Origin of the sequence: Parageobacillus sp. KH3-4, assembly GCF_022846435.1 — a bacterium.
In the GTDB taxonomy this organism is placed as follows: Bacteria; Bacillota; Bacilli; order Bacillales; family Anoxybacillaceae; genus Parageobacillus; species Parageobacillus thermoglucosidasius_A.
Map to the genome: position 1 here is coordinate 1,074,515 of NZ_AP025627.1, position 24,673 is coordinate 1,099,187.

A 24,673-nucleotide genomic window follows, 5' to 3' on the forward strand; every position below is an offset into this window, starting at 1 on the left:
GAAACAATATCCCTTTCATAAAGTATGCGAAAAAGCAAGAAATGTTTTTCCCCGCAATGGATGGTTGAAGTTGCGGTATTGCGGCAAAATCGGATATAATGATGAATCGAGTTATTCGGCTTTGTTTAGTCGAAGCAGAAAGGAGCAGTGGTATAATGAAGGAGACGTTGTTTGAGCGATTTTCATTTCAGCCATTTATTATTGAAGCGATCAAGGCGCTTCGTTTTTATAAACCAACGGAAATTCAAGAGAGAATTATTCCCATCGCTCTTCGCGGGGAAAGCGTGATCGGCCAGTCGCAAACAGGAACGGGAAAAACGCACGCCTATTTGCTGCCGATCATAGAAAAAATTGATCCGGATCGCAAAGTAGTGCAAGCGGTTATTACCGCGCCGACACGGGAACTTGCGACGCAAATTTACCATGAAATTTTAAAAATTACAAAGTTTTGTCCGAGCGATCGGCAAATTACGGCTCGCTGCTTTATCGGCGGAACCGATAAGCAAAAGGCGATCGAAAAATTGAAGACGCAGCCGCATATCGTAGTCGGAACCCCAGGACGAATTAACGACCTCATTCGCGAACAGGCGCTGCTCGTTCGTACGGCAAGTACGCTCGTCGTCGACGAAGCGGACTTAATGTTGGATATGGGATTTATTGTCGACGTCGACCAAATTGCTGCACGCATGCCGAAAGAACTGCAAATGCTCGTGTTTTCCGCGACGATTCCGGAGAAGTTAAAGCCGTTTTTGAAAAAATATATGGAAAACCCAAAATATGTCCACGTTGCGCCGAAGCAAGTGGCGGCGGAAAAAATTGAGCATGTTCTTGTGCCGCTTCGCAGCCGGGACAAAGTGAAGTTGTTGCATGAAATGTTGGTTGCGTATAATCCGTATTTAGCGATCGTATTTACCAATACAAAAAAGATGGCCGATGAAGTGGCGGACAAGCTGATTGAAAAAGGGATGAAAGTCGGGATTTTACACGGCGATTTATCGCCGCGCGAGCGAAAGAAGATGATGAAGCAAATTCGCGATCTAGAATTTCAATATATTGTTGCTACCGATTTGGCCGCCCGCGGCATTGATATTGAAGGGGTAAGCCATGTCATTAACTATGAATTGCCAAAAGATTTGCAGTTTTACATTCATCGCGTCGGACGCACCGCGCGCGCCGGTTACACGGGAATTGCGGCGACAATTTATGAGCCGTCGGATCAAGATGCAATCACCAAATTAGAAAAAATGGGGATTGCGTTTCTTCATCGCGATCTCATCCGCGGAGAATGGGTGGATTTGCCGCCTTGGAATCGGCGCAGCAAGCGGGCAAAGCAAGATGGGGAAATAGCGCAGCTTCTTGAGAAAGTAAAAAAAGCGAAACAAGTCAAGCCGGGCTATAAGAAAAAACTGCTTGCTGAATTGGCAAAACAAAAAAAGCGGCAGCGGCGCTAAAAAACAATAACATGTGAAATGAGAAAGGGAGAAGAGAAATGTTAAAAATCGGCTCGCATGTATCGATGAGCGGGAAAAAGATGCTGCTTGCGGCAAGCGAGGAAGCTGTTTCCTACGGAGCAAATACGTTTATGATTTACACGGGAGCCCCGCAAAACACAAAGCGCAAAAAAATCGAGGAGCTGAACATTGAAGCGGGGCTTGCCCATATGAAAGAACACGGCATTGAAGAAATCGTCGTGCATGCTCCGTATATCATTAATATCGGCAACACGAAAAACCCGGATACGTTCGCCCTCGGCGTCGAATTTTTGCGTTCGGAAATTGAACGGACTGAGGCGATCGGCGCGGAACAAATCGTTCTTCATCCAGGGGCGCATGTCGGTGCGGGGCCGGAAGCGGGAATCCGCAAAATTATTGAAGGATTAAACGAAGTGTTAACGCGCGAACAAACGGTGCAAATCGCGTTAGAAACGATGGCGGGAAAAGGTTCGGAATGCGGCCGAAGCTTTGAGGAGCTCGCCCAAATTATTGACGGTGTCACCCATAACGAGAAATTGTCCGTTTGTTTTGACACGTGCCATACGCATGATGCCGGTTATAACATCGTCGATGATTTTGATGGCGTTTTGCAAGAATTTGATCGGATCATCGGTTTAGACCGTCTTAAAGTGCTTCATATTAACGATAGCAAAAATCCGCGTGGAAGCCGGAAAGACCGCCACGAAAACATTGGTTTTGGTCATATCGGTTTTGCTGCATTAAACTACATCGTTCATCATCCGCAGCTTGCCGATATTCCGAAAATTTTAGAGACACCGTACGTCGGAGAGGACAAAAACAATAAAAAGCCGCCGTACAAGCACGAAATTGCCATGTTGCGCGCGCAAACATTCGATGAAGAGTTGTTGACGAAAATCATGAATGAAGAATAAAAAGGGCAAAAGCGAAATGCCCTTTTTATTTTTTATGAACGAATGTTAAAAATAGTTCGTTTGCTTTTTTCGCGATTTGCGGCGATGTAATTTTGGCCAGTTCTTTGATCCATTTTTTTCTTTCCTGAGGATCAAACACATTAATTTTATTGGTCCGAGCGATATGGAGAATTTTTTTCGCTTGTTCCACCGTTAATGGAATGCCGTAATCATGGCTATAGGAAACAAGCTCCTCTGGGGTAATCGTTTTTATTTTTTGTTGGATAAGCTGTTGATAAATGTTCATTTTCGACTCCTCCTCTTCCATACGTATCATATGAAATGCAGCGCCTAAAAGTGTATGGTATAATAAAATAAAAAAAGAAGGGTGGTTTTTTGGCGCAAGGAATCTCCTAGCCATATTGTTATCGTTTTTTCTTTGTTTTTTTGGGCGCTTCGCTTGCGGCATTTTCCATCGAGCGGCTTTTAATACCGAACCAAATTATTGATCGTGGGGTCATCGGGATTCCGCTTATTTTAGATTATTTAATTCCCGATGATTGGTTGTTTTTAAACTTTGCGACTCTTGTCATTCTCCTTAACGCCCCTCTTATGTATTTTGGCTATAAGCAAATTGGAAAGACGTTTATGCTTTCATCGATCGTTGGCATCCTGTTTCTTGCCATTGCAGAACGTTTTTTTACCATTTTGAGCCGCTGACGACACAGCCGATTTTAGCCGCTGTTTTCGGAGGGCTCGCGTTGGGTCTTGGCGTCGGCTTTGTGATTTGGCACGGTGGATCTGTACTCGGTGATGACGTATTACATTGCATTTAAAACGATCGATGCGGTCATTGAAGGATTGGACGAAACGAGGGCTGTTTTGATCGTTTCCGACCGTTGCGAAGAAATATCGGATGCGATTTTGCATCGGTTAGGAAATGGCACGACCAAGCTGCTCGGAAAGGGCGGCTATACCGATGAACAAAAAGAAGTCATTGATGCGGTAGTAACTCGTTTGGAAGTCGATTGTGAATGAAATTGACCGTGACGCGTTCATTGCGATTATGGTTACGCACGAGGTAAAAGGCGCCAAATTTAAATCGGCGATTCATTAACGTTTACAAATGGCGTTCGATCCGTTATACTACGTTCATAGATAAATCGTAATCATTCTGAATTATCGGGAGAGAACGCCATGGAAACAGAATATGTGTTGAAAATGGAACATATATCATTCCGGTATGAAAAAGAGAATGTGTTAGAAGATATTAATTTGACTGTGCCCAAAGGTGCGTTTTTAGGGATTGTCGGTCCGAACGGATCAGGGAAATCGACATTGTTCAAATGCGTATTAGGATTATTAAAGCCGCAGCAAGGCAAGATTTATTTGTTTGGAACCCCCATTGAAGCGTTTAAAGATTGGCACCGTGTCGGTTATGTGTCGCAAAAAGCAAACAGTTTTAATACAGGGTTCCCCGCCACCGTCTACGAGGTTGTCGCAAGCGGATTGACGGCTAAGCGCGGAATGTTCCGTTTTTTTACGAAAAAAGACAGACAGGCGGTGTCGGAAGCGATTGAAGCAGTGGGGATGAGCGCTTTTTCGCAACGAAACATCGGGGAATTGTCCGGCGGGCAGCAGCAGCGCGTATTTATTGCCCGAGCGATCGTCAGCAAGCCTGAATTGCTGATTTTAGATGAGCCGACGGTGGGCGTCGATGTTCACCACGTGCAAAGTTTTTACGACATGCTCGATGAACTGAATCGGCGCCTTGGCATGACGCTGATCCTCGTCACGCATGATATCGGAACGATCACGGAAAAAGTGACGCACGTTGCGTGCCTAAACAAACATTTATATTTTCATGGGAAAGCCGAAGAGTTTGAAAAACTCGAGGAGCAGGCATTGTCGCAGTTTTACGGACATTCACTGCAAGTGCTTTCTCACCAGCATTGATGGAGGAATGGCGCGATGATCGAAGCAATATGGCAATACGAATTTTTACGTAACGCGTTTATAGCTGGAATATTAATCGGTTTCGCTGCTCCGCTCCTCGGTGTGTTTATTGTCGTTCGCCGTCTGTCGTTAATTGCCGATGCGCTCAGCCATGTGACGCTTGCCGGCATTGCGGCGAGTCTGCTTTTAGGTAAAAACTTTGCTTATTTTGCAAACTGGAACCCGCTTTATGCTGGGATGGGATTTTCTGTCGTCGGCGCGCTGTTTGTTGAAAAATTGCGGTCGATATATAAACATTATCAAGAATTGGCGATTCCGATCATTCTTTCTGGAGGAATCGGCCTCAGCGTTATTTTTATTTCACTTGCGGATGGATTTAATACCGATTTATTTTCCTATTTGTTTGGCAGTGTCAGTGCAGTAAGCCGCCAAGACGTATGGACAGTGCTGGCGATCGCCTGTGTCGTTATCAGCATTGTTATATTGTTATATAAAGAATTGTTTCTCCTTTCGTTTGATGAAGAATATGCGATGATTTCCGGCATTCGCGCAAAACTGATTCATTTTATATTTATCGTTTTGGTAGCGCTCGTGATCGCCGCATCGATGCGGATTGTCGGCGTTTTGCTTATTTCTTCGTTAATGACGCTTCCTGTTGCCGCGAGCATTCGAATTGCGAAAGGGTTTAAGCAGGCGATTGGCTATTCGATTTTGTTTGGCGAATTATCTGTTATCGCTGGGTTGCTGCTGTCCTATCAGTTTGATCTGGCGCCTGGCGGAACGATCGTCATGCTTGCCGTTCTCATTTTGCTGATCGTCATCATGTGGAAAAGGGGATAAGAGTATGAATGTTGCGGAAGCGATTCGCCTAATGAAGGAAAAGGGTTTTAAACATACGGGCAAGAGGGAAGATATGCTGCAGCTATTTGCCAGCACTGATAAATATTTAACTGCCAAAGATGTATTGGAAGCATTGCGGAACGATTATCCGGGATTAAGCTTTGATACGATTTACCGCAATTTATCGCTGTTTGTAGGGCTTGGCATTTTGGAAATGACCGAGTTATCGGGCGAAAAGCACTTCCGTTTTACGTGCAGCGCGTACCATCATCACCATCATTTTATTTGTGTACAATGCGGAAAAACAAAAGAAATTACGACTTGCCCGATGGACGATTTAACCGAACAATTGAAAGGGTATGAAATATCGGACCATAAATTTGAAATATATGGAAAATGCCCAGAGTGTCAAAGGGATACCTCAACGTAAGGCGAGGATATCCCTTTGCTTATTTTATAGAAGCCGTTCAATATGCCGCTTTGCTTCAAGCCAGTTTTTGACGCGGATGACTTGTTTCGGAAGAGGGCCTTGATTATATGGGGTATCAAATAAAATGACAGGAATATTGCATTGTTCGGCAATATCACAAGCGTTGTCATATTTGTCTTCGAAAAAGGCAGCGATATGATACGTTTTTACCGCTTCAATTTTGTCGTGCGAACCGACCAATTCAATATGATGATAGTGAACGCCGTTTGTTTGGAACCACCGTTCCGTAAGCTCATATAAATGTTTTCCGCGGGCGCTTATGTAAAATAATTCATATTTGTCTTTCCAGCCGTTAATTACCTCAAGTGCATGTTCCGCCAGCGGAGCGCGCTCGTAGATCATTGCCTCGTATTTTTCCATCCACTGATCCATTTCTTCTTCCGTCGTATCATACAGTGGGGCTAAATTATATTGGGTGATGTCATTTAATGTTAAATTTTTTTGAAAAGATTTGTTCAAATATGGAATAAAAGTGCTCGGACAAGTAACTGTCCCGTCAATATCAATGCCAAGCCGTTTTTTCATATTTATTCTGCACTCCTTTAATTGAACGTCCGTGTATATTGTAGCACCATTAGGACAGATAGTGCATTATTTTATGGTCTGTTGCCGATATGGCTAGATTCGTACGGCCGTCAGTAATGGACAAAGACGAATAGCAATGCTTCCCATTCGTTTTTTCACCATAGAAAATATTCACATTTATAATTTCGCATAAACTTTTCATACTAATAAATGCTCCTTACTTAAGGAAAGCGAGGGAAGCATATGGTGGATGATCGCAATCGCACGTATAATGAAAGCTACGTGCAATCGACCGGAAAAGATGAACAAGAACGAGATTTTATGGAGGAAACGGCGGCAGAAGTGGGCGAGCCAGTCCGTCGTTATGATGAACGAGGTGAAGAAAAAACCGATGGAGCAGGGATAGGTTGGCTGGCACTTGCTCTTTCGATTATTTCCTTATTTATTTGGCCTGTCTTATTAGGAGCAGCAGGCATTATTGTCGGATTTCTCGCACGCCGCCGTGGCGCAGAAACGTTAGGCGCGTGGGCAATCGGTATTGGCATTGTGGCGATTATCGTTCGCCTGTTCATCATGCCATTTTATTATTAGCGAAAAAAGCTTGGCGCTTTGAGCGTCAAGCTTTTTGTTTTTGTTTGGCAAAGTATTCTTCCGCCAATTTGTCCACTTCTTTTTTCAATTCTTCGACCATTTTTTCTTCAGGCACTTTGCGGATGATTTTGCCGTGCCGGAATAATAGACCTTCGCCGCGCGCGCCGGCGATGCCGATATCTGCTTCACGCGCTTCGCCCGGTCCGTTGACGGCACATCCGAGCACTGCCACTTTAATCGGTGCTTTTATTTTCGAGATATATTCTTCGATCTCATTGGCGATGCTAATTAAATCGATTTCGATGCGTCCGCACGTCGGGCAGGAAATCAGCGTCGCTGCATTTGACGCCAAGCCGAACGATTTTAATATTTCCCTTGCCACCTTTACTTCTTCTACCGGATCGGCGCTAAGCGAAACGCGGATCGTATTGCCGATGCCTTTGCTTAAGATGGCACCGATGCCAACGGCGCTTTTGATCGTTCCGGCAAATAGCGTGCCGGATTCGGTAATGCCGACATGAAGTGGATAGTCAAACGTGCGCGCCGCTTTTTCGTATGCCTCGATCGCCAACCGCACATCAGACGCTTTTAACGATACGATAATATCATGGAAATCAAGCTCTTCTAAAATGCGAATATGGTATAGCGCGCTTTCGACCATGCCGTCAGCGGTAGGATATCCGTATTTTTCCAAAATCCGTTTTTCCAACGATCCGGCATTGACGCCAATGCGGATCGGTATGCCGCGTTCTTTCGCCGCTTTGACGACTGCTTCCACTTTTTCGCGGCGCCCAATATTTCCGGGATTGATTCGGATTTTATCGACTCCGCCCTCAATCGCTTTCAGGGCGAGTTTATAGTCAAAATGAATATCGGCAACGAGCGGAATGTTAATGCGTTTTTTTATTTCCGGAATCGCGTTGGCTGCGCGCTCGTCTGGACAAGCGACGCGGACGATTTGGCAGCCTGCTTCTTCCAGCCGCTTTATTTGTGCCACCGTCGCTTCTACGTCATGCGTTTTCGTCGTTGTCATGCTTTGAATGATAACCTCGTTCTTTCCGCCGATCGTTAAATTGCCCACGCGAACGGGCCGCGTTTTTGAACGATGAATAATTTCACCCACGAGAAATTCGCTCCTTTAAGAAACAAGTTCATGTCGCTTTCTGAATTATTGTAACAATGTTTATCGTCATTTGACAAGAAATTCGCAGCTTAACGTTGGTATACGGGGATTTTATATTTTTTGCCGATTTGTAATGTTTGCGCTTTTTCCCCTGGATTCAACGCTTCAAAATCGGCGATCACTTTGTCAATGGAAACAGGAAGGGGCCCGTTTTGTTGCCTTTCCATAATGGATAGTAGTGTATCCCCTGGGTTGACGGTCACCGTTTGATACGGGATAGAAACGTGTTTCTTTCCGTCTGCCGCGCGTTCGGGACCTGCCGCTGTTTTCATGGAAATGCTCAATGTTCCTGTTGTGACGTCATGGTAAATGATATAGATGGAAAGACATATGACGAAGATAGTGATTGCTTTTTTCACGTGCTATTCCCCCAATGAACGTTGTTAGTAACTATGTATGCTTGTCCCGAAAAGAATATGTAAAATACGTTTGCCTGTTTTACGGAAACTTAACATTCGCTTAATAAACGCATAAAACTTGTTCGTTACAATGTGCTTGTACGTGGATGACAAAAGACAATAGGAGGGTCAATCGATGTGGAAGAAGTCCATAAAATTTGGAATTGCGGCATTGCTAATAACGGGGGTGCTTGCGGGGTGCGGAAAATCGAACAACACCACTAAAGAAAATTCTGGAAATGGAGAAGCGAAGCAAGAATCATACTCCGGAACGATTACGTTAGCTGGATCTACCGCCCTTCAACCGTTGGCAGAGGAAGCAGCGAATGAGTTTATGGGAAAATATCCTAACGTCTCGATCACCGTGCAAGGAGGCGGAAGCGGAACAGGCGTGAATCAAGTTGCCGCTGGTGCTGTACAAATCGGAAACTCGGATGTTCCATCTGCAGAAAAGTTGGAAGACAAATCAAAAGCAGGAGAGCTTATCGATCATAAAGTAGCAGGAATTGCTTTTGCGATTGTAGTGAATAAAGATGTTAACGTCGATTCGCTAACGCTAAAACAAATTCAAGATATTTTCTCTGGAAAAATTACAAATTGGAAAGATGTTGGCGGAAAAGATGAAAAAATTAACGTTATTAACCGTCCTGCTTCCTCTGGAACGCGCGCGACGTTTGAGAAAACGGTGATGAAAGGCGTAAAAATAAACGAAGCGATTGGAACGGTGCAAGATTCCAATGGCGCTGTTGAACAAGCGATCAACTCGACGCCAGGGTCGATTAGTTATGTTGCGATGTCATACTTAATCGGCGAAAAGAAAGATTTAAAAACGTTAAAAATCGATGGTGTGGAACCGACGGTCGAAAATATCAAAACGGAAAAATATCCTTTCTGGTCTTATGAATACATGATCACCAAAGGCGAGCCGAAAGATGCGGTGCGCGGATTTATCGAATACGTGAAAAGCGAGGAGTTTGCTCCGAAAGTAAAAGAAATGGGTTACATTCCTATGTCCGAATTAGAGTAATTCCATGAAAGGCTGGCTACACCGTTAGCCAGTCTTATTCTTCGTGAGGTGATGGAAGAATGAAGGGGAAAGGACAGCTCAATTATTGGAAAAGCGAATATATCGGAAGAGCGCTCGTAACTTGTTGCGGCCTATTGATCGTTATTACTACGCTTTCGATTATTGCGTTTATTTGCGGAAAAGGAATTCAGTCATTTATAGATAATGGAATATCCCTTAAAGAAATGCTGTTTTCAACCGAGTGGAAGCCAAGCGACTCCGAACCGAAATACGGCGCCGTTATTTTTATTGTCGGATCGACGCTCGTGTCGATTGGAGCGGTGTTAATAAGCACGCCGATCGCGCTTGCTCTCGCTGTTTTCATTAATTTTATTTCTCCAAAATTCGGTTCGGCCGTGCTAAAACCTGTTTTGGAACTGCTTGTCGGCATTCCTTCCGTCGTTTACGGTTGGCTAGGTGTTACGATTCTTATCCCGCTTCTTCGCGAATCGTTCGGCGGGGTAGGATTTAGTTTGCTGGCCGGAATTATCGTATTAAGCGTGATGATTTTGCCGACGATCACCAGCATCGCGTCAGATGCGCTAAGCGGTGTTCCGTTTTCTTACTTAGAAGCGTCATACGGGCTTGGATCCACGAGATGGCAGGCGATTAGCCGGGTGATCGTTCCAGCAGCACGAACAGGAATTTTCACCGGCATCGTCCTTGGGCTGGCAAGAGCGTTCGGCGAAGCGTTGGCTGTTCAGATGGTTATCGGAAACGCGGTGAAACTTCCGGCAGGATTGTATAGTCCGACGGCGACACTGACGGGGATTTTAACGATGGATATGGCTAATACGATAAACGGCACTGCTTGGAACAATGCATTGTGGACGTTGGCGATGATTTTATTGTTTATCTCCTTTTTCTTTATTTTTCTTATAAGAATGATCGGACGAAAAGGGGAACGATAATATGGCATCGAGAATGGTGGATAAAGTTTGGACGGGCGTATTTTATGTCGTTGCGGCATTCGTCGTTGGCTTGCTTGTTTTATTTTTTGCGACGATTTTATCGAAAGGTTGGGGATTTTGGCAACCGGATTTTCTATTTGGCAAACCGAGCAACACGCAGGCGGGGGGAGGGGTTGGTCCACAGCTGATTAACTCGCTTTATATGCTTGTCATTACGTTGTTGATTTCTGTTCCATTAGGATTAGGAGCGGGAATTTATTTGGCGGAATACGCCAAGCAAGGAAGAATGCTTAACTTTATTCGCTTGTGCATCGAAACGATGGCGTCCCTTCCGTCGATTGTTGTCGGATTATTTGGCTTGTTGGCGTTTGTGACGCTGACGGGATGGGGATATACGTTAATTGGCGGCGCGCTGGCGATTACGATATTAAATCTGCCGGGATTGACGCGCATATGTGAGAATGCGATTTTAGATGTTCCTTCAAATATAAAGGAAGGCAGTCTGGCGCTAGGGGCGACGCGGTGGCAAACGTTGGTGAGGGTAATTCTTCCGGCCGCTCTCCCGCAAATAATGACAGGGGTCATTTTAGCGGCAGGGCGAATTTTTGGCGAGGCGGCTGCATTAATTTATACGGCAGGGTTAACGACGCCGCTGTTGAACTTTGCCGCTGATTTATCAAGCCCGGCGCATCCGTTGAATGTGTTTCGTCCGGCGGAAACGTTAACGGTGCACATTTGGAAGTTAAATTCGGAAGGAATTGTTCCGGACGCAAAAATCATTGCAGCGAAATCCGCGGCGATATTGGTGATTATGGTTCTTTTATTTAATATTGCCGCCCGTTTGGCGTCCGTTGCCCTGCAGCGCTATTTTGCAGGAAATCGCCGAACAACAAAGAAGAAGATGAGCGGCGCTGCATAAAAAAGGCCACTATCGGCAACGATAGTGGCCTATTCGTTGTGCGGTTTGGATGAAGGTACTTCTTTCATTGCCAAAAATAGCACGACGATCGAGACGAACCAATGAATAAACGGGGCGTATGGCACAACTGTTTGCAGCGCCTCCATCACCGCGAAAAATACCGTGGATAGAGTGACGGCATATGCCGACATGATCCAAGTATGGCGATATTGCAATTTTTTATCAAGGGTGCTGCGCAAAATCAGTCCGAAGAAAGCGAGAATACAGATGCCGATAAATTTGCTTGCGCTTGCGAATAAATAAATAATAATGAACAATAGCGGGATAAAAACAGGCAATAGCGACTGCATCGTTTCGATAAAGGAATGGACGTCTTCGTCTGTTATTTTCACATTTGGAAACGTTGAGTAACTGTAATATTGTGCTTGATGATTGGCGATTAATATGACCTCGTGTTTTAAAAGCCCGATGGCGTTGTTAAAGCGTTCCACGTCCTCTTTTGTCACTTGGCCGGTGCTATCAAAAATGATCGTAAAGCCGTGCTGGTCGATATGAATCGGCTCTTTTGCAGAAGAATGCAATTGTCCGTTTTCAATCGTAAAGGAAGGAAGTTCGTTTTGTAAAAGGGCGCTTGTATTGCGGATTCCTTCCACGAAAGAAGTGGTTAAGTAATAGGCCATCGGCAAGATCGAAAGAAAGGTGAGCAAAAACACATACCCGATTGTTTTTCCAATTCCTTGAAAGCGGAAACGAGCGATATCTCTTGGTGAATATAAACTTTTCCATAGCTGCACAAATACGTTCATCCTTGACACATCCTTCCTATTCTCCATTGTTCATTGTATATTGTGCGCGTTGATAATTCAACTAAAGACGCAAACAAAAAAATTCCTAGGGACGTTTTTGTTCCTAGGACAAACATAGTTACACTTTAAACGTTTGTAAAAGTCCATTTAATTGATCGACGAGTTCGGTTAACGATTGGGAAGCATGTAAAACCTCGTCCATGGAGGCGCTTTGCCGACGAGTAACGGCCGCTACATGTTCCATGTTTCCAGCGATTTGTTGCGCGATCGAAGCAATCTCTTCCATGCTTGTGGACATTTGTTTCGTTTGTGCATTGACGTCATGAACGATGGAGGATACTTCTTTCGACTGTCGTGAAACGTTGTTTACCGCATGGACAATCCCTTTAAACGCCGCTTCCGTTTGATAGACCATTTCCATTCCGTGTTCGAGCACCTGCGAACCGCGGGTCATCGATTGCACTGCGCGTTCTACTTCATGCTGAATTTCTTTAATAATAGTTTGAATTTGTTTCGAAGCTTGGCCCGTTTGAGAAGCCAATTTTCTAATTTCATTTGCCACTACGGAAAAACCTTTGCCATGTTCCCCGGCCCGGGCCGCTTCGATCGCCGCGTTGAGCGAAAGAAGATTCGTTTGGTTCGCGATATTGCTGATTAAGGAGACGATTTGGCCGATTTGTTTCGATTGTTCTCCTAACAGATAGATGGATTCCGCCGTTTCTCCTACCGTTTTTTGCACGACGCTCATTTGTTTTACCGTTTGATTTGCGAGTTCATTTCCCGCGTGTGCCTGCTCGCTCGCTTTGCTTGTCGAGGCTTCCACGCTGGCGATGGCAGCGGCTGCCTGCTCCATTCCATCGGCGATTTCATGGAAAAATTGCGAAAGTTTAATGGAAGAACTCGCTTGCTTTTCGGTGCCGCTCGCCGCTTCGCACATGGCGATGGCAATTTGTTCTGACGCTTTTTTCGTTTCGGAGGAGATGCGCCGTAACGTGTGCGAAGATGCGGTGATATGTTTCGAGCTTACGTCGACATGTTCAATAAGTGTCGTAAGGCTGTCCACCATTTGGTTAAATCCATCCGCCAATGTCCGGATATCTTTGCTAGAATAAGCGAGTCTGATTTTTGTTTGCAAATTTCCTTGTCCCACTGCGTTCATCGCTTGTTTTAACGAAGCGATCGGTTGAGTAAATCGGCGGATCATCAAAAAACCAATAAAGCTTGCGAACAGTATGGTAAGCAGCGAGACAAGGATGCTAATCCATCCATATTCCACAACGGACTGCAAATAGTCTTCTTTTTCGAGAGCTAAAACATATATTTGACCATTTAAATCAATCGAACGTGCGAATGATAAAGTCAATCCTTGGAAATGGATAATTCCTTGTTTTTGTTTTTCGATTTGCTTGGTGACCGAACGAGGCAAGGACGGCAGTCGGCTAGAAAAATCCCCTAGTTTTCCAACCCCTTTTTCGTTTGTAATGACAAATTGCATCGGCCGCAAGCCGAGGGACTGAAACTTGCGCTGATTCAGCGTGAGCACGTAAAGAAGTTTTTTATTAAATTCCTCATTGGTGGTTGAAGATTTTAACATAGAAATTTTTTCAACCATTACTTCGGTGGACAGCTGCATTTGTTGTTCAATGGAGCGGATCGCGACTTGCTTATTTTTTTCATAACCGATCAAAGTGGTTATGGACGAGGAGATGCACGTGATCAGAACGATGATTAACATTAAGATGGTTTGTAAGTTCCAGCTACTGATCCACGATAACGATGCGAAACGCGCGGCGTTGATTTTAGAGGGGAATGAAAGCAGCTTTGGCCAAGCACGCTTTTGTCGTTTCATTTTTTATACGCTCCTTTATCCATTGAAATCTAGTCATATCTCAATGTAGCGAATGATTTTGAATATTTTGTTAAGGAAGTGTATAGAGTGTGTTAAGTGAGAGGGGGGAGTTTACAAACAAATAAATTGAAACATTGTGGCAGTTTTGGTAAGCTAATTTTAAACGAACGCATAGTGGTTATACTATTTTGCGTTCGAATACATAAAACAAAAAAAGGAGGAGTTAACATGGCTTTTGAATTACCACAATTACCTTATGCTTACGATGCGCTAGAACCGCACATTGACAAAGAAACGATGAACATTCACCACACGAAACATCATAACACGTATGTAACAAACTTAAATGCTGCTTTAGAAGGACATGCGGATTTACAAAACAAATCGCTTGAGGAATTGCTCGGCAATTTGGAAGCACTTCCAGAAAGCATTCGCACAGCGGTTCGCAACAACGGCGGCGGACACGCGAACCATTCTCTATTCTGGACGATTCTTTCGCCAAACGGTGGCGGCGAACCAACTGGAGAATTAGCGGAAGCCATTAACAAAAAATTCGGCAGCTTTGCCGCGTTTAAAGAAGAATTTACAAAAGCAGCTACGACTCGCTTCGGTTCCGGATGGGCTTGGCTTGTTGTCAACAACGGCGAGCTTGAAGTGACAAGCACGCCAAACCAAGACTCGCCATTAATGGAAGGAAAAACTCCGATTCTTGGTTTAGACGTTTGGGAACATGCCTACTACTTAAAATATCAAAACCGTCGTCCAGAATATATCGCAGCGTTCTGGAACATTGTGAACTGGGATGAAGTAGCAAGACGTTACAGCGAAGCAAAAGCGAAATAATCAAAACGAAAAAGACTAAGCTAAACGGTGCGTTTAGCTTAGTCTTTTTTTATTTTGTCGGATGTTTGCATAGCATTGTGCATAGAACAGTGGAAAATCGCCAAACTACCCTTTAGACAAAAAAGGGGAGTTTACCATGGCAATCATAAAAAAAATTACTGGTCAAGAACAAATTACCCGGGATTTAGTCTTGCTGTTATGCATCAGCGGGTTTTATGCATTGAGCGTTTCCCTTTCCAATACGTTTGTCAACGTGTATTTATGGAAACAATCTGGGGAGTTCCGCGATTTAGCGGTGTACAATTTGTCAATTGTTACATTGCAGCCGATGACGTTTATTGTAGCTGGAAAATTGGCAAAAAAAGTTGACCGCATTATCGTATTGCGGTTAGGCGTATCTTTTTTGGCGGTTTTTTTTATTACCGTTTTGCTTGTCGGCAGTAGCGCGCATAACTACTTGATTTTATTAGGCGCTCTTTTAGGTGTCGGATATGGGTTTTATTGGCTGGCTTTTAACGTATTAACATTTGAAATTACCGAACCGGAAACTCGCGATTTTTTTAACGGGTTTTTCGGCATTCTCACTTCGATGGCCGGAATGGTCGGACCGATCGTTGCCGGGTATATTATTTCTTCGTTGGCGAATGCGAAAGGATATACGCTGATCTTTTCGATTTCGCTTGGCTTGTTCGTCATTGCTGTCATTTTCAGCTTTTTTCTCAAACGCCGTTCCGCAAAAGGAAATTATTTATTTCTTCGCATTTTAAAAGAGAGAAGTTATAATAAAAATTGGCGGTTAATTACGAACGCCCATTTTTTCCAAGGATTGCGCGAAGGAACGTTCGTGTTCGTCATTTCTGTGTTCGTGTACATCACTTCGAACAGCGAGCTGGCGCTTGGAAAATTCGGTTTCGTGAACTCGCTGACATCGTTTATCGCCTACTATGTTGTGTCGAGATTGATGAAGCGAAAATATCGCAAGAAAGCGATTTTATGCGGCGGTCTATTGTTATATGGTGCCATTTTCCTGATCGTTTTTCACGTTTCTTACCCACGCCTTATTTTGTACGCGGTTATTATCGCCATCGCTTATCCTTTATTGCTCGTCCCGTATTCGTCATTAACGTTTGATGTGATAGGAAGAAGCTGGAATTCGGCGGAAATGCGAATCGAATACATTGTTGTTCGCGAGTTGTTTTTAAACGGCGGGCGCATTGTATCCATTCTCGCTTTTTTGACGACGATCGCGTTTTTCGAGGAAAAATTGGGCATTCCTGTTTTAATGTTGATACTCGGCACTGGGCATTTGATCATTTATTTGTTTGTGCGACGCATTCATTTAGATGATAAAGGAACGAATGAAGAGAAGCGTTCCTTCATTCCGCCAAAGCTAGCGAATGAAGAAGGGGGCTCTCCAGTATAGGCAAGCCCTCTTTTTCCATGGTCTTTTTTCTAGAAAAGTTGCCATCTTTCTTTTACAATAGAAAAAAAGCGGCAAAAGAAAAGGAGGAGGCTAGTTGAAAAAGAAAAAAACAGCACAAGTGCCGTTCCGGCTGAATATACTTTTTTTCGTTGTGTTTTTGCTGTTTTCGGCACTTATTTTACGGCTCGGCGTCGTACAAATTGTCTATGGGGAAGATTATCGGAAAGAGGTAGAACGTACGGAAGATGAAATTGTCAGCACCCCGGTGCCACGCGGAAAAATTTATGACCGCTTTCATCGCGTCATTGTGGATAATACTCCGGAAAATGCCATTACATATACACGTTCGAAAACGACGACTCCGGAAGATACATTGAAAGTTGCGCGCAAATTGGCGAAATATATTGATAAACCGGTCGATAAAGTGACGGAACGTGATATGAAAGACTATTGGATTTTAACGAGAAAAGAGAAAGCGGAGAAAAAAGTAAGCAAAAAAGAGCGAAGAGAGCTAGAAAAGAAAGGATTGTCGCAAAAAGAAATCGATAAAAAAATATACGAACTTACATTAAAGCGCATTACGCCAGAGGATTTGCGCGAGATTACAAAAGAAGAATTGGAAATTATCGCGATCAAGCATGAAATGGATAGCGGCTATGCGCTGACGCCGCAAATCGTAAAAAATAATGGAGTGACGAATGGAGAATACGCAGTGGTAAGCGAACATTTGGAGGAGCTGCCGGGAGTAAGCGCAACGACGGATTGGAAGCGTCATTATGTGTATGGAAATACGTTCCGTTCGGTGCTCGGCAACATTACAGAAGATGACGAAGGATTGCCGCGCGAACGTTTAGATTATTTTTTGGCGCATGATTACAGCCGCAATGATCGCGTCGGCAAAAGTTACATTGAAGCGCAGTATGAAGATGTGTTGCACGGCAAAAAAGCAAAAATTAGAAACATTGTCGACAAATCCGGCAATGTCATTTCTACGGAGAAGGTATATGATGGAGAGCGCGGAAAGGACCTTGTATTAACGATTGATATCGAGCTGCAGCAGCGGGTGGAAAAGATTATTGAAGAAGAGCTGCAAGCGGCAAAACGAACTGGAAATTCTCCGTTATTAGATCGCGCCTTTGTCGTAATGATGAATCCAAAAACGGGAGAAATTTTGGCGATGGCCGGGAAAATGTATACGAAAGATGAGAACGGTCGAATAAAACTGCGCGATTATGCGCTCGGCACAATGACTTCCGCGTATGCGATGGGATCGGCGGTCAAAGGCGCCACGGTACTGACGGGATTTCAAACGGGAGTGTTGCATCCGAACACGTACATCGTCGATGAACCGTTGTATATTAAGGGAACAAAAGTAAAAAGATCGCATACGAAAGTTGGGATGGGAAGAATTAATGAGTTGACAGCATTGCAGCGTTCTTCCAACGTATACATGTTTAAAACGGCAATCGCGATCGGAGGCGGCGTATATCGCCCTCATCAGCCGCTACGCATTAATCCGGAAGCATTTACGACAATTCGGAAATATTTCGCTCAGTTTGGTCTTGGCGTGAAAACAGGAATTGATTTGCCAAACGAAATCAGCGGATTCCAAGGAACATCAACGCAAGCGGGGTTATTGCTTGACTTGGCGATAGGGCAATACGATATGTACACGCCGCTTCAATTAGCGCAATATGTGTCGACAATTGCTAACGGTGGCTATCGTATGCAACCGCAAATCGTTAAAGAAATTCGCGAACCGAGCGATAATCCAAATGAATTAGGACCGGTCATCCGCAGTTTTGAGCCGGTCGTGTTGAACCGCATTGATATGAAAACGGAATACATTAAACGTGTACAGGAAGGATTCCGCCGCGTGATGCAAGAAAATCCTGGAACGGCGGCACCGTATTTTGCCGACGCACCGTATAAGCCAGCTGGAAAAACTGGTACGGCGCAAGCTTTCTATGACGGCCCAATAAAAAGCAAACGAAATGCGCCAACCTACAATTTAACATTAGTTGGTTACGCTCCTTATAACGACCCGGAAGTCGCGTTTTCCGTTGTCGTTCCATGGGCGCACCAAGGTCAAGGCTACCCTATTAACAATAAAATCGGCAGACGAATTTTAGATACGTATTTTGAGCTAAAGGCCGAGAGAGCAAAAGGAAATATCGCGAACAATGCGACAAGCGGAAACGCGGCAACAGATACCGAGACAAATGAATAACAACCATTACTCGCAAAAAAGAAGGCATTTTCCGTGCGATGCCTTCTTTTTTTAACAAAATTTTAACATTCGATTAAAATGGCGTTAATAGTTTAGTTATAAGCTGGATAAAGAAGAACTCAGTACAATCAATTGATGAAACGTTTTTCGTGAAAGTGATGGAGATCTGGGTGGGATTTACCTTTTTATAGCAAAATAAAAGGGGAGACATTTTATGGGTGTAACCGTGGTAATGGAACGGACGAATGTGAATACATTAAGGGAAACGGTGAACAAAGAGACGGTATACCGCTCACATCAACTAAATGTATGGTACGGAGAGCATCATGCTTTGAAAAATATCGATTTATCTTTTTATGAAAATGAAATTGCGGCGATTATCGGCCCGTCTGGTTGCGGAAAATCTACTTATATTAAAACGCTAAACCGAATGATTGAATTATCGCCAAATGTTCGAATTACTGGAGAAGTTACTTATCGCGGGCGTAATATTTTTGATCGTTCTTATCATGTAGAACAATTGCGCACGAATGTCGGAATGGTTTTCCAAAAGCCGAATCCATTTCCTAAATCCATTTACGATAATGTTGCTTACGGCCCGCGTATTCATGGGATACGAAATAAAAGCGTATTAGACGAGATTGTCGAAAAAAGTTTACGTGCTGCGGCGCTTTGGGATGAAGTAAAAGACCGCCTTCATGAGCATGCGCACGCGCTTTCGGGAGGGCAACAGCAACGGCTGTGCATCGCCCGCTGTTTAGCGGTTGAGCCTGATGTGATATTGATGGATGAGCCAACTTCTGCGCTAGACCCGATTTCAACGGCGAAAATTGAAGAATTGATGCAGCAGCTAAAAGAGCATTATAGCATTATTATCGTTACACATAATATGCAACAAGCGGCTCGTATTTCGGATAAAACGGCGTTTTTCTTAAACGGGGAAGTAATAGAATACGGAGATACACAGCAATTGTTTTCCAATCCGAGAGATCAGCGAACAGAAGATTATATTTCAGGGCGATTCGGATAAACATGAAAATGGGGCTATTCCCTTGCATTAGGGAATGCCCCTTTTTTATCGGGCTGGCTTTTTCGCGATCAGATTGGCTATTTCTTCATAGCTCATTTCGCTATGTACTTTATAGGTACCGGCATGGACGTAGCGGGTTAGCCCGCGCGTTTGTAAATAAGTGACAAACTCGTCCGCGTCAGAAATAATATGAGCGTCCTCCAGCTTTTGCGCAAAGTCGTTCGATCTTTCTCCTTTTTTAATCGTCAAAAAGTAAACATATACAATTTTTGGCGGCTGTTGATTGTTTGAGACTGCAGTGATTTTGTTTTGTTTCGCTGCTTCTTTCAATTTTGTATATTCCGTTTTTTTGATCGCGACCATTCCGTCTTTTTTCAGGGCATCATGAAGTTTTGCAGTGGTCATGAAGCCGGATTCCGCGTAGTAAGCGGCGCCGATAATGGAAGTAGCAAACAGCATGCCAAGAGCGATGGCGCGTATTTTTTGTTTTGTCATCGTGCCAGCCCCCTCAAAATCATGCGCACTTCTTCTGTTGTCAGAGCGGTTTCTCGGGCGATTTGCTCATAAGAAAGCCCTTGCTTATAGAGTGTGAATACACGGTTTTTTGTGAAAGCGGAGCGGTCGTTGTCATGGGCCGGCGCGATATGCGGCGGGCTTTCATGGCGAATTAACAATTCTTCTTCTAATACTTGCAATCGTTTTTTTAGTTGATACGTTTCTTGCGCGAACGATAGTGTAAGTTGATCAAGCTGTTCCTCTATTTGTTTCACATCGTCTTTGGCAAAAAAGGAAATAAAAAAAAGGAAGAGCGATAAGCCGAGCAAAGCGATCATGGCATATTCGAGCATTATCATCACCCCATTTCACTATATCATAGCTTTGTTTTTTCGATAAATACTTAATCACAAATTTAGATATGGAAATTGCCGCGAAAAAATGCTATCATAGAAAAGTCTGATTATAATAAGTTCAACTATAGTAGTTTGGGAGGGAAGATACATGCGCGTGAACATCACATTAGCTTGCACAGAATGCGGTGAACGTAACTATACTACGTCCAAAAATAAACGCAACAATCCAGATCGCCTTGAATTAAGAAAATATTGCCCAAGAGACAAAAAAGTAACGCTTCATCGCGAAACGAAGTAAGCAGTAGGAAACAAATTTCCTGCTGCTTTTTGTCTTTTTATGCGGCAGGGCCCCATTTTTTTGGAGGCTGCGAATCAATGCAACGATCGAAAAATTTTTTGTGGAACGCTGAAAAAGCAAGACGAATGGAGGAAAAGCGCGATGGAAGAAAAAAAGCAGATTCGCGAGAAAATGAAAGCACGGTTGCAACGATTAACAGAAGAGGAAAAACGAGCATATGATAAACAAATCGCTGAAAGGTTATACGAGCTTCCATTATGGAAAAGATCGAAAACGATCGGCATTACTGTTTCCAAAGGGAAAGAAGTGGATACAAAATCCATTATTGAACGGGCGTGGTATGAAGGGAAAACGGTGAGCGTGCCAAAATGCGATCCGGCAACAAAGACAATGGTTTTTCGGAAAATTCAATCTTTTTCCCAGCTGGAATCCGTTTATTACGGCCTATGGGAGCCAATTGAAAAACTGACGGATGAAGTCAAAGGAAGTAATATCGATATCATGATTGTTCCGGGAATATGTTTTTCAAAAGATGGCTACCGCATTGGATATGGAGGGGGGTATTATGACCGCTATTTGCAGCACGCATCTATACCAACAGTTTCATTAGCCTATTCCTTTCAAGTGATCGAGTCTCTTCCAGTGGAAAAACATGACATCCCTGTTCAAATGATTATTACAAACGAAGGAGTTATCAAATGTAATGAATGAAAATGAATGGATGTACGCGTTTGCTTCCGCCGTGGTGGCGATTGGCGGCTTGTTAGTTCGTTCCCTTTCCATTTCCGGCGCGATGGCAACGGTACTCGTCGGAACGATAGTCGGCAAAGCGTTTTCATGGAAAGGGATGATGTTATTAGGCGTGTTTTTCGTTAGCTCCAGCTTTTGGAGTAAAATTGGCAAAAAAAGAAAACAGAAACTAGCGGAAAAAGTAGAAAAAGGGGAACGGCGCGACTATATCCAAGTGCTCGCAAACGGGGGAGTCGCTGCACTTATTAGTTTTTTGGCGATTTCTAATCCTTCTTCGCTTTGGCTCGATCTTTTTATTATTTCTATTGCTGCCGCAAACGCGGATACATGGGCGTCGGAGATCGGCAGTTTAAGCCGGCAAACGCCGAGGTTATTGACGAATTTCAAACAGGTCGAAGCCGGAACGTCGGGGGCGGTGACGCTGCTAGGCATGATCGCTTCTTTTTTAGGAGCTGCTTTTATTGGGATTATGAGCGCGATTCAATGGAAAGATATTTCCATTGTTACGATAGCATGTTTCGGATGGCTCGGCAGCTTTTTTGATACATTGTTCGGCGCGGTTTGGCAAGCTGTTTACCGCTGCCCTGTGTGCGGGCTTGAGACGGAACGGAAGGAACATTGCCGACAGCCAACTGTGCATATCAAGGGGTGCCGTTTTGTAAATAATGATGTAGTCAATGCTTTATCGATTGCTTGCTGTACGACAATTTATATTCTTCACCATTTATTAGGGCGATATTTATGAAAAACGGTCCATTTTTGGTCCGTTTTTTGCTGTTTTTATATCACTTCGATTTCATAATTTGTGGGCGGATGGGAAAAAGAATAAAAAGGGATTCGCATCATGAGGGGGGGGAAAGAAGGATGAATAAGTTTGTCTATTCCGTATTGGCGCTGATAGTCGGTGGCATCGTGTATCGTTACCGTTATCCGATTGTAAACGCGATATTGCGCGTCCGACCTTTGCAAAAATGGCTCGTTCGCTCTGCGATGAACGTTCCGTCTGTCCGCAATACAATCATTTCTCAAGTATTCCGATAAGTATGGTACAATGAAACAGCGGGGGGTTATTTTCTGGGCTGACCGGCTATGAAGGCGCACTTCGTGCTGTCATCCCTCCATGTTTTACCGTGTTTTTTCAAAAATTATGTTCTTTTTATTCAAGTGACATCTGACGATATGTGATCATGTAAAATTGCTGGGAGTTTCATTTTGCGAAAAGAAGGGAGAGGAAACTTTGAATGGGAAAATGGAATTGCTGTTCTGGCAGCTTGTTTATTTTTTTATTAAGCAGCGTTATCGAATCGTTCAGCTCGCCAACGATTCGCGCGAAATTTGGCTGGAGTCGTTGGAAAACAAACATGTCCCCATTGTTCGGCTTGTACGTTATGACATCGATTGGAGCCAATGGTTAAAACGGGATATGGAATATGCTTGGCGCATTGCTGAACAAATTTCCAAACGGAGGATAGGGAAATTTAGCAAAATTGTAAATATTTATATTTCGACATATCCCCCAGTTGACGATTGGGAATTTTTAATCGAGAAACCGCTGCCGCTTTTACACCAGCGCAATGCTGCTTTTCAGACATTTCTTATGCATTCTGGCAATATCCATATTTCATTGCAGCAGTTAGCGGATATCGTCCAAACGCCGATCGCTTTTCCATCGGTAGCGGACGACCGTGACCCATTTTTCGAAGCAGATCGGCTCAAGCGGTCTATTTTACGGGAAGCGAGAGAGCAGCAGGAAAGAGAAAGACGATTGTTTGAATACGGCAAGCCTGTGTTTACGTATATTTTTATCGCTCTGCAAGTGATTGTCTTTCTGTTAATGGAGCGAAGCGGAGGTAGCACGAATCCGGACGTTTTGATCAAATATGGCGCAAAATTTAATCCCCTTATTCAAGCGGGGGAGTGGTGGCGCTTTTTTACACCGATGTTTTTACATATCGGTTTTTTGCATTTATTAATGAATACGTTCGCCCTTTACTATTTAGGAATGGCGGTTGAACGTCTTTACGGATCATGGCGATTTTTCTTTATCTATTTTACCGCCGGGTTTTTTGGGACGCTTGGCAGTTTTTTATTCACTGCTTCTCTTTCCGCAGGAGCGTCAGGCGCCATTTTTGGTTTGTTCGGAGCACTCCTTTATTTTGGAACGGTGTATCGCCATCTGTTTTTTCAAACGATCGGAACAAATATTATCAGTTTGATCATTATCAATCTGGTATTTGGAATGATAGTGCCCGGAATTGATAATGCTGGGCATATCGGCGGATTAATTGGCGGATTTCTTGCCGCTGGCATCGTCCATTTGCCAAACCATTTGGATTGGAAAAGACAAATGCGATCATTGCTCATCACAGTGGGCATCGCCGCTTTCGCCTTATATATCGGGCTTTAACGAGAAATTTGCTGGATGAGGCGAATTTTTTCTCCGTCTTTTGTCTCGGTGAGCACGAGTAAATGGGAATAATCTTTGCTTACTAAAATAAGCGGCGTTGTGCTGCCGATTGGCGAGAGGATGGATCCATCCTCTTTTTTTATGCCGAGAAAATAAGATTTATACAGCCCTTCCCACAGCTTCCCGATTATCTCTTGCGTTTTTTCCATGGAAAGATCGGGCAATGGTTGTTCGTTGTAAACGATTAAATCAGGCAAATATAAAGAATAGTACCGTTGATTTTGGATGGAAAAATGCGATAAAAGCGATTCCGATGTGTGTCGAAGGAATTCGGTTGTTGTTTTGTTTAATACGTTCTGCCACTCTTTTTCATCCTGTGTCGCTGCGCGGTGAAAGGAGGAAAGCGGACTGTACGGAGAATCGATCACGTATAAGTAATCGCTTGTCATTGTTTGGCTGCTTGTAATAGTTTCCTCTTCATGAAGTTCCCCATAGTGAAATGAAATCGCTTGAAAAAAGTGGCTATCTCTCGCTGTTACTATTTTTTCTTGCGTTAATGTTTGGCTGTTACTCTTCCATTTGCTGAGACGGTCAACAAGACGCCCGTCGGCAAAAAGCAAGGAAATATCTTGGCGCAAGTAGGCGTTCCGGTCTAATGCAGATGACGTCGACCAAAGCAAAGAATACTTTCCATCCCGCTTTTGCGATTGCAATTGGAGCGTTGTTTTTGCCTCGCTAAACGTTACGCGCGGATTAATCGGAAAAAAGATGATCGCTTCTTTTGTCGGTCGGTGAATGAAAAAAGAAAATAATGAAATGATCAATAAGAGCGCCGCTATCAAAACTAATTTTTTCATCATGGCCCCCTACATGGACAAGTTTGTTACCAATATATGAGCGTAAAGGGAAAAGTATGTATGAATTTGTTTTTCGTTGTCAATC

Annotated in this window: 27 protein-coding genes and 1 pseudogene; 19 read left to right on the forward strand and 9 right to left on the reverse strand. The window is 43.8% G+C overall.

Annotated features, from left to right (window positions below; translation table 11 throughout):
- The first annotated feature begins 155 nt into the window (after positions 1–155).
- A complete protein-coding gene (locus tag MWM02_RS05525; protein ID WP_064549807.1) occupies positions 156–1,451 on the forward strand; it encodes a DEAD/DEAH box helicase in 1,296 nt (431 codons plus the stop codon).
- Positions 1,452–1,489: 38 nt separating this feature from the next.
- Positions 1,490–2,386 (forward strand): deoxyribonuclease IV, encoded by an 897-nt coding sequence (locus MWM02_RS05530; RefSeq protein WP_064549808.1) that lies wholly within the window; start codon positions 1,490–1,492, stop codon positions 2,384–2,386.
- A 25-nt stretch (positions 2,387–2,411) separates the two neighbouring features.
- Here MWM02_RS05530 and MWM02_RS05535 read toward each other — a convergent pair whose 3' ends face one another.
- Positions 2,412–2,672 (reverse strand): DUF2624 domain-containing protein, encoded by a 261-nt coding sequence (locus MWM02_RS05535; protein ID WP_064549809.1) that lies wholly within the window; start codon positions 2,670–2,672, stop codon positions 2,412–2,414.
- A 140-nt stretch (positions 2,673–2,812) separates the two neighbouring features.
- On the opposite strand from MWM02_RS05535, the pseudogene MWM02_RS05540 reads away from it, so the two are divergent.
- The 4 genes and pseudogenes from MWM02_RS05540 (at position 2,813) to zur (ending at position 5,591) form a co-directional block, all read left to right on the forward strand.
- Positions 2,813–3,482: pseudogene (locus tag MWM02_RS05540) on the forward strand (YitT family protein).
- A gap of 80 nt (positions 3,483–3,562) precedes the next feature.
- Entirely contained in the window at positions 3,563–4,321 is a 759-nt protein-coding gene (locus MWM02_RS05545) for a metal ABC transporter ATP-binding protein (protein ID WP_064549810.1), read from the forward strand.
- A gap of 15 nt (positions 4,322–4,336) precedes the next feature.
- Positions 4,337–5,161 carry a metal ABC transporter permease gene (locus MWM02_RS05550; RefSeq protein ID WP_064549811.1) on the forward strand — a complete coding sequence of 275 codons (825 nt, stop codon included), beginning with the start codon at positions 4,337–4,339 and terminating at the stop codon, positions 5,159–5,161.
- 4 nt (positions 5,162–5,165) lie between these two features.
- Positions 5,166–5,591 carry a zinc uptake transcriptional repressor Zur gene (gene zur, locus MWM02_RS05555; protein ID WP_064549812.1) on the forward strand — a complete coding sequence of 142 codons (426 nt, stop codon included), beginning with the start codon at positions 5,166–5,168 and terminating at the stop codon, positions 5,589–5,591.
- Between the two features lie 24 nt (positions 5,592–5,615).
- Here zur and MWM02_RS05560 read toward each other — a convergent pair whose 3' ends face one another.
- Positions 5,616–6,176, reverse strand: coding sequence for a hypothetical protein (locus tag MWM02_RS05560; protein ID WP_064549813.1), 561 nt, complete (start codon positions 6,174–6,176; stop codon positions 5,616–5,618).
- A 243-nt stretch (positions 6,177–6,419) separates the two neighbouring features.
- Here MWM02_RS05560 and MWM02_RS05565 point away from each other — a divergent pair, with 243 nt between their 5' ends.
- Entirely contained in the window at positions 6,420–6,767 is a 348-nt protein-coding gene (locus MWM02_RS05565) for a hypothetical protein (RefSeq protein WP_064549814.1), read from the forward strand.
- A gap of 25 nt (positions 6,768–6,792) precedes the next feature.
- Here MWM02_RS05565 and ispG read toward each other — a convergent pair whose 3' ends face one another.
- Together ispG and MWM02_RS05575 are read right to left on the reverse strand one after the other, a co-directional pair.
- The gene (gene ispG / locus MWM02_RS05570) at positions 6,793–7,890 is read right to left on the reverse strand and encodes a flavodoxin-dependent (E)-4-hydroxy-3-methylbut-2-enyl-diphosphate synthase (protein WP_064549815.1); all 1,098 of its coding nucleotides are present in this window, start codon (positions 7,888–7,890) and stop codon (positions 6,793–6,795) included.
- Between the two features lie 89 nt (positions 7,891–7,979).
- The gene (locus MWM02_RS05575; RefSeq protein ID WP_064549816.1) at positions 7,980–8,309 is read right to left on the reverse strand and encodes a LysM peptidoglycan-binding domain-containing protein; all 330 of its coding nucleotides are present in this window, start codon (positions 8,307–8,309) and stop codon (positions 7,980–7,982) included.
- A 175-nt stretch (positions 8,310–8,484) separates the two neighbouring features.
- Here MWM02_RS05575 and MWM02_RS05580 point away from each other — a divergent pair, with 175 nt between their 5' ends.
- The 3 genes from MWM02_RS05580 to pstA are packed head-to-tail and all read left to right on the forward strand — an operon-like array spanning position 8,485 to position 11,244.
- A complete protein-coding gene (locus MWM02_RS05580; RefSeq protein ID WP_244403129.1) occupies positions 8,485–9,375 on the forward strand; it encodes a phosphate ABC transporter substrate-binding protein PstS family protein in 891 nt (296 codons plus the stop codon).
- A 59-nt stretch (positions 9,376–9,434) separates the two neighbouring features.
- The gene (gene pstC, locus MWM02_RS05585) at positions 9,435–10,325 is read left to right on the forward strand and encodes a phosphate ABC transporter permease subunit PstC (RefSeq protein WP_244403130.1); all 891 of its coding nucleotides are present in this window, start codon (positions 9,435–9,437) and stop codon (positions 10,323–10,325) included.
- Position 10,326: 1 nt separating this feature from the next.
- Positions 10,327–11,244: a phosphate ABC transporter permease PstA gene (pstA, locus tag MWM02_RS05590; protein WP_064549819.1), complete on the forward strand. Its 918-nt coding sequence runs from the start codon at positions 10,327–10,329 to the stop codon at positions 11,242–11,244.
- A 29-nt stretch (positions 11,245–11,273) separates the two neighbouring features.
- Here pstA and MWM02_RS05595 read toward each other — a convergent pair whose 3' ends face one another.
- Positions 11,274–12,050, reverse strand: coding sequence for a DUF1189 domain-containing protein (locus MWM02_RS05595; RefSeq protein WP_064549820.1), 777 nt, complete (start codon positions 12,048–12,050; stop codon positions 11,274–11,276).
- A 118-nt stretch (positions 12,051–12,168) separates the two neighbouring features.
- Entirely contained in the window at positions 12,169–13,899 is a 1,731-nt protein-coding gene (locus tag MWM02_RS05600; RefSeq protein ID WP_244403132.1) for a methyl-accepting chemotaxis protein, read from the reverse strand.
- A 228-nt stretch (positions 13,900–14,127) separates the two neighbouring features.
- On the opposite strand from MWM02_RS05600, the gene sodA reads away from it, so the two are divergent.
- From sodA to pstB, 4 genes are all read left to right on the forward strand, one after another.
- Positions 14,128–14,742 carry a superoxide dismutase SodA gene (gene sodA / locus MWM02_RS05605; protein WP_064549822.1) on the forward strand — a complete coding sequence of 205 codons (615 nt, stop codon included), beginning with the start codon at positions 14,128–14,130 and terminating at the stop codon, positions 14,740–14,742.
- A 136-nt stretch (positions 14,743–14,878) separates the two neighbouring features.
- Complete coding sequence (locus MWM02_RS05610) at positions 14,879–16,165, forward strand: MFS transporter (RefSeq protein WP_064549823.1); 1,287 nt, start codon at positions 14,879–14,881, stop codon at positions 16,163–16,165.
- Between the two features lie 94 nt (positions 16,166–16,259).
- Entirely contained in the window at positions 16,260–18,395 is a 2,136-nt protein-coding gene (locus MWM02_RS05615; protein ID WP_064549824.1) for a peptidoglycan D,D-transpeptidase FtsI family protein, read from the forward strand.
- A gap of 214 nt (positions 18,396–18,609) precedes the next feature.
- Positions 18,610–19,425: a phosphate ABC transporter ATP-binding protein PstB gene (gene pstB, locus MWM02_RS05620; RefSeq protein ID WP_064549825.1), complete on the forward strand. Its 816-nt coding sequence runs from the start codon at positions 18,610–18,612 to the stop codon at positions 19,423–19,425.
- Positions 19,426–19,470: 45 nt separating this feature from the next.
- Here the strand turns inward: pstB and MWM02_RS05625 are convergent, their stop codons facing one another.
- Positions 19,471–19,920 (reverse strand): endolytic transglycosylase MltG, encoded by a 450-nt coding sequence (locus MWM02_RS05625; protein WP_064549826.1) that lies wholly within the window; start codon positions 19,918–19,920, stop codon positions 19,471–19,473.
- Positions 19,917–20,273, reverse strand: coding sequence for a hypothetical protein (locus MWM02_RS05630; protein ID WP_064549827.1), 357 nt, complete (start codon positions 20,271–20,273; stop codon positions 19,917–19,919). The genes MWM02_RS05625 and MWM02_RS05630 overlap by 4 nt, the downstream gene beginning before the upstream one ends.
- A 151-nt stretch (positions 20,274–20,424) precedes the next feature.
- Here MWM02_RS05630 and rpmG point away from each other — a divergent pair, with 151 nt between their 5' ends.
- From rpmG to MWM02_RS05655, 5 genes are all read left to right on the forward strand, one after another.
- On the forward strand, positions 20,425–20,574 hold the full coding sequence (rpmG, locus tag MWM02_RS05635; RefSeq protein WP_003249157.1) for a 50S ribosomal protein L33: 150 nt from the start codon (positions 20,425–20,427) through the stop codon (positions 20,572–20,574).
- A 141-nt stretch (positions 20,575–20,715) separates the two neighbouring features.
- Positions 20,716–21,285 carry a 5-formyltetrahydrofolate cyclo-ligase gene (locus tag MWM02_RS05640; RefSeq protein ID WP_064550318.1) on the forward strand — a complete coding sequence of 190 codons (570 nt, stop codon included), beginning with the start codon at positions 20,716–20,718 and terminating at the stop codon, positions 21,283–21,285.
- On the forward strand, positions 21,278–22,069 hold the full coding sequence (locus MWM02_RS05645; RefSeq protein ID WP_064549828.1) for a DUF92 domain-containing protein: 792 nt from the start codon (positions 21,278–21,280) through the stop codon (positions 22,067–22,069). Before MWM02_RS05640 ends, MWM02_RS05645 begins: the two co-directional genes overlap by 8 nt.
- A gap of 119 nt (positions 22,070–22,188) precedes the next feature.
- Entirely contained in the window at positions 22,189–22,365 is a 177-nt protein-coding gene (locus tag MWM02_RS05650) for a hypothetical protein (protein WP_244403133.1), read from the forward strand.
- Positions 22,366–22,561: 196 nt separating this feature from the next.
- On the forward strand, positions 22,562–23,731 hold the full coding sequence (locus MWM02_RS05655) for a rhomboid family intramembrane serine protease (protein WP_064549829.1): 1,170 nt from the start codon (positions 22,562–22,564) through the stop codon (positions 23,729–23,731).
- Here MWM02_RS05655 and MWM02_RS05660 read toward each other — a convergent pair.
- Positions 23,728–24,588 (reverse strand): hypothetical protein, encoded by an 861-nt coding sequence (locus tag MWM02_RS05660; RefSeq protein ID WP_064549830.1) that lies wholly within the window; start codon positions 24,586–24,588, stop codon positions 23,728–23,730. The genes MWM02_RS05655 and MWM02_RS05660 overlap by 4 nt on opposite strands.
- Between the last annotated feature and the right edge of the window lie 85 nt (positions 24,589–24,673).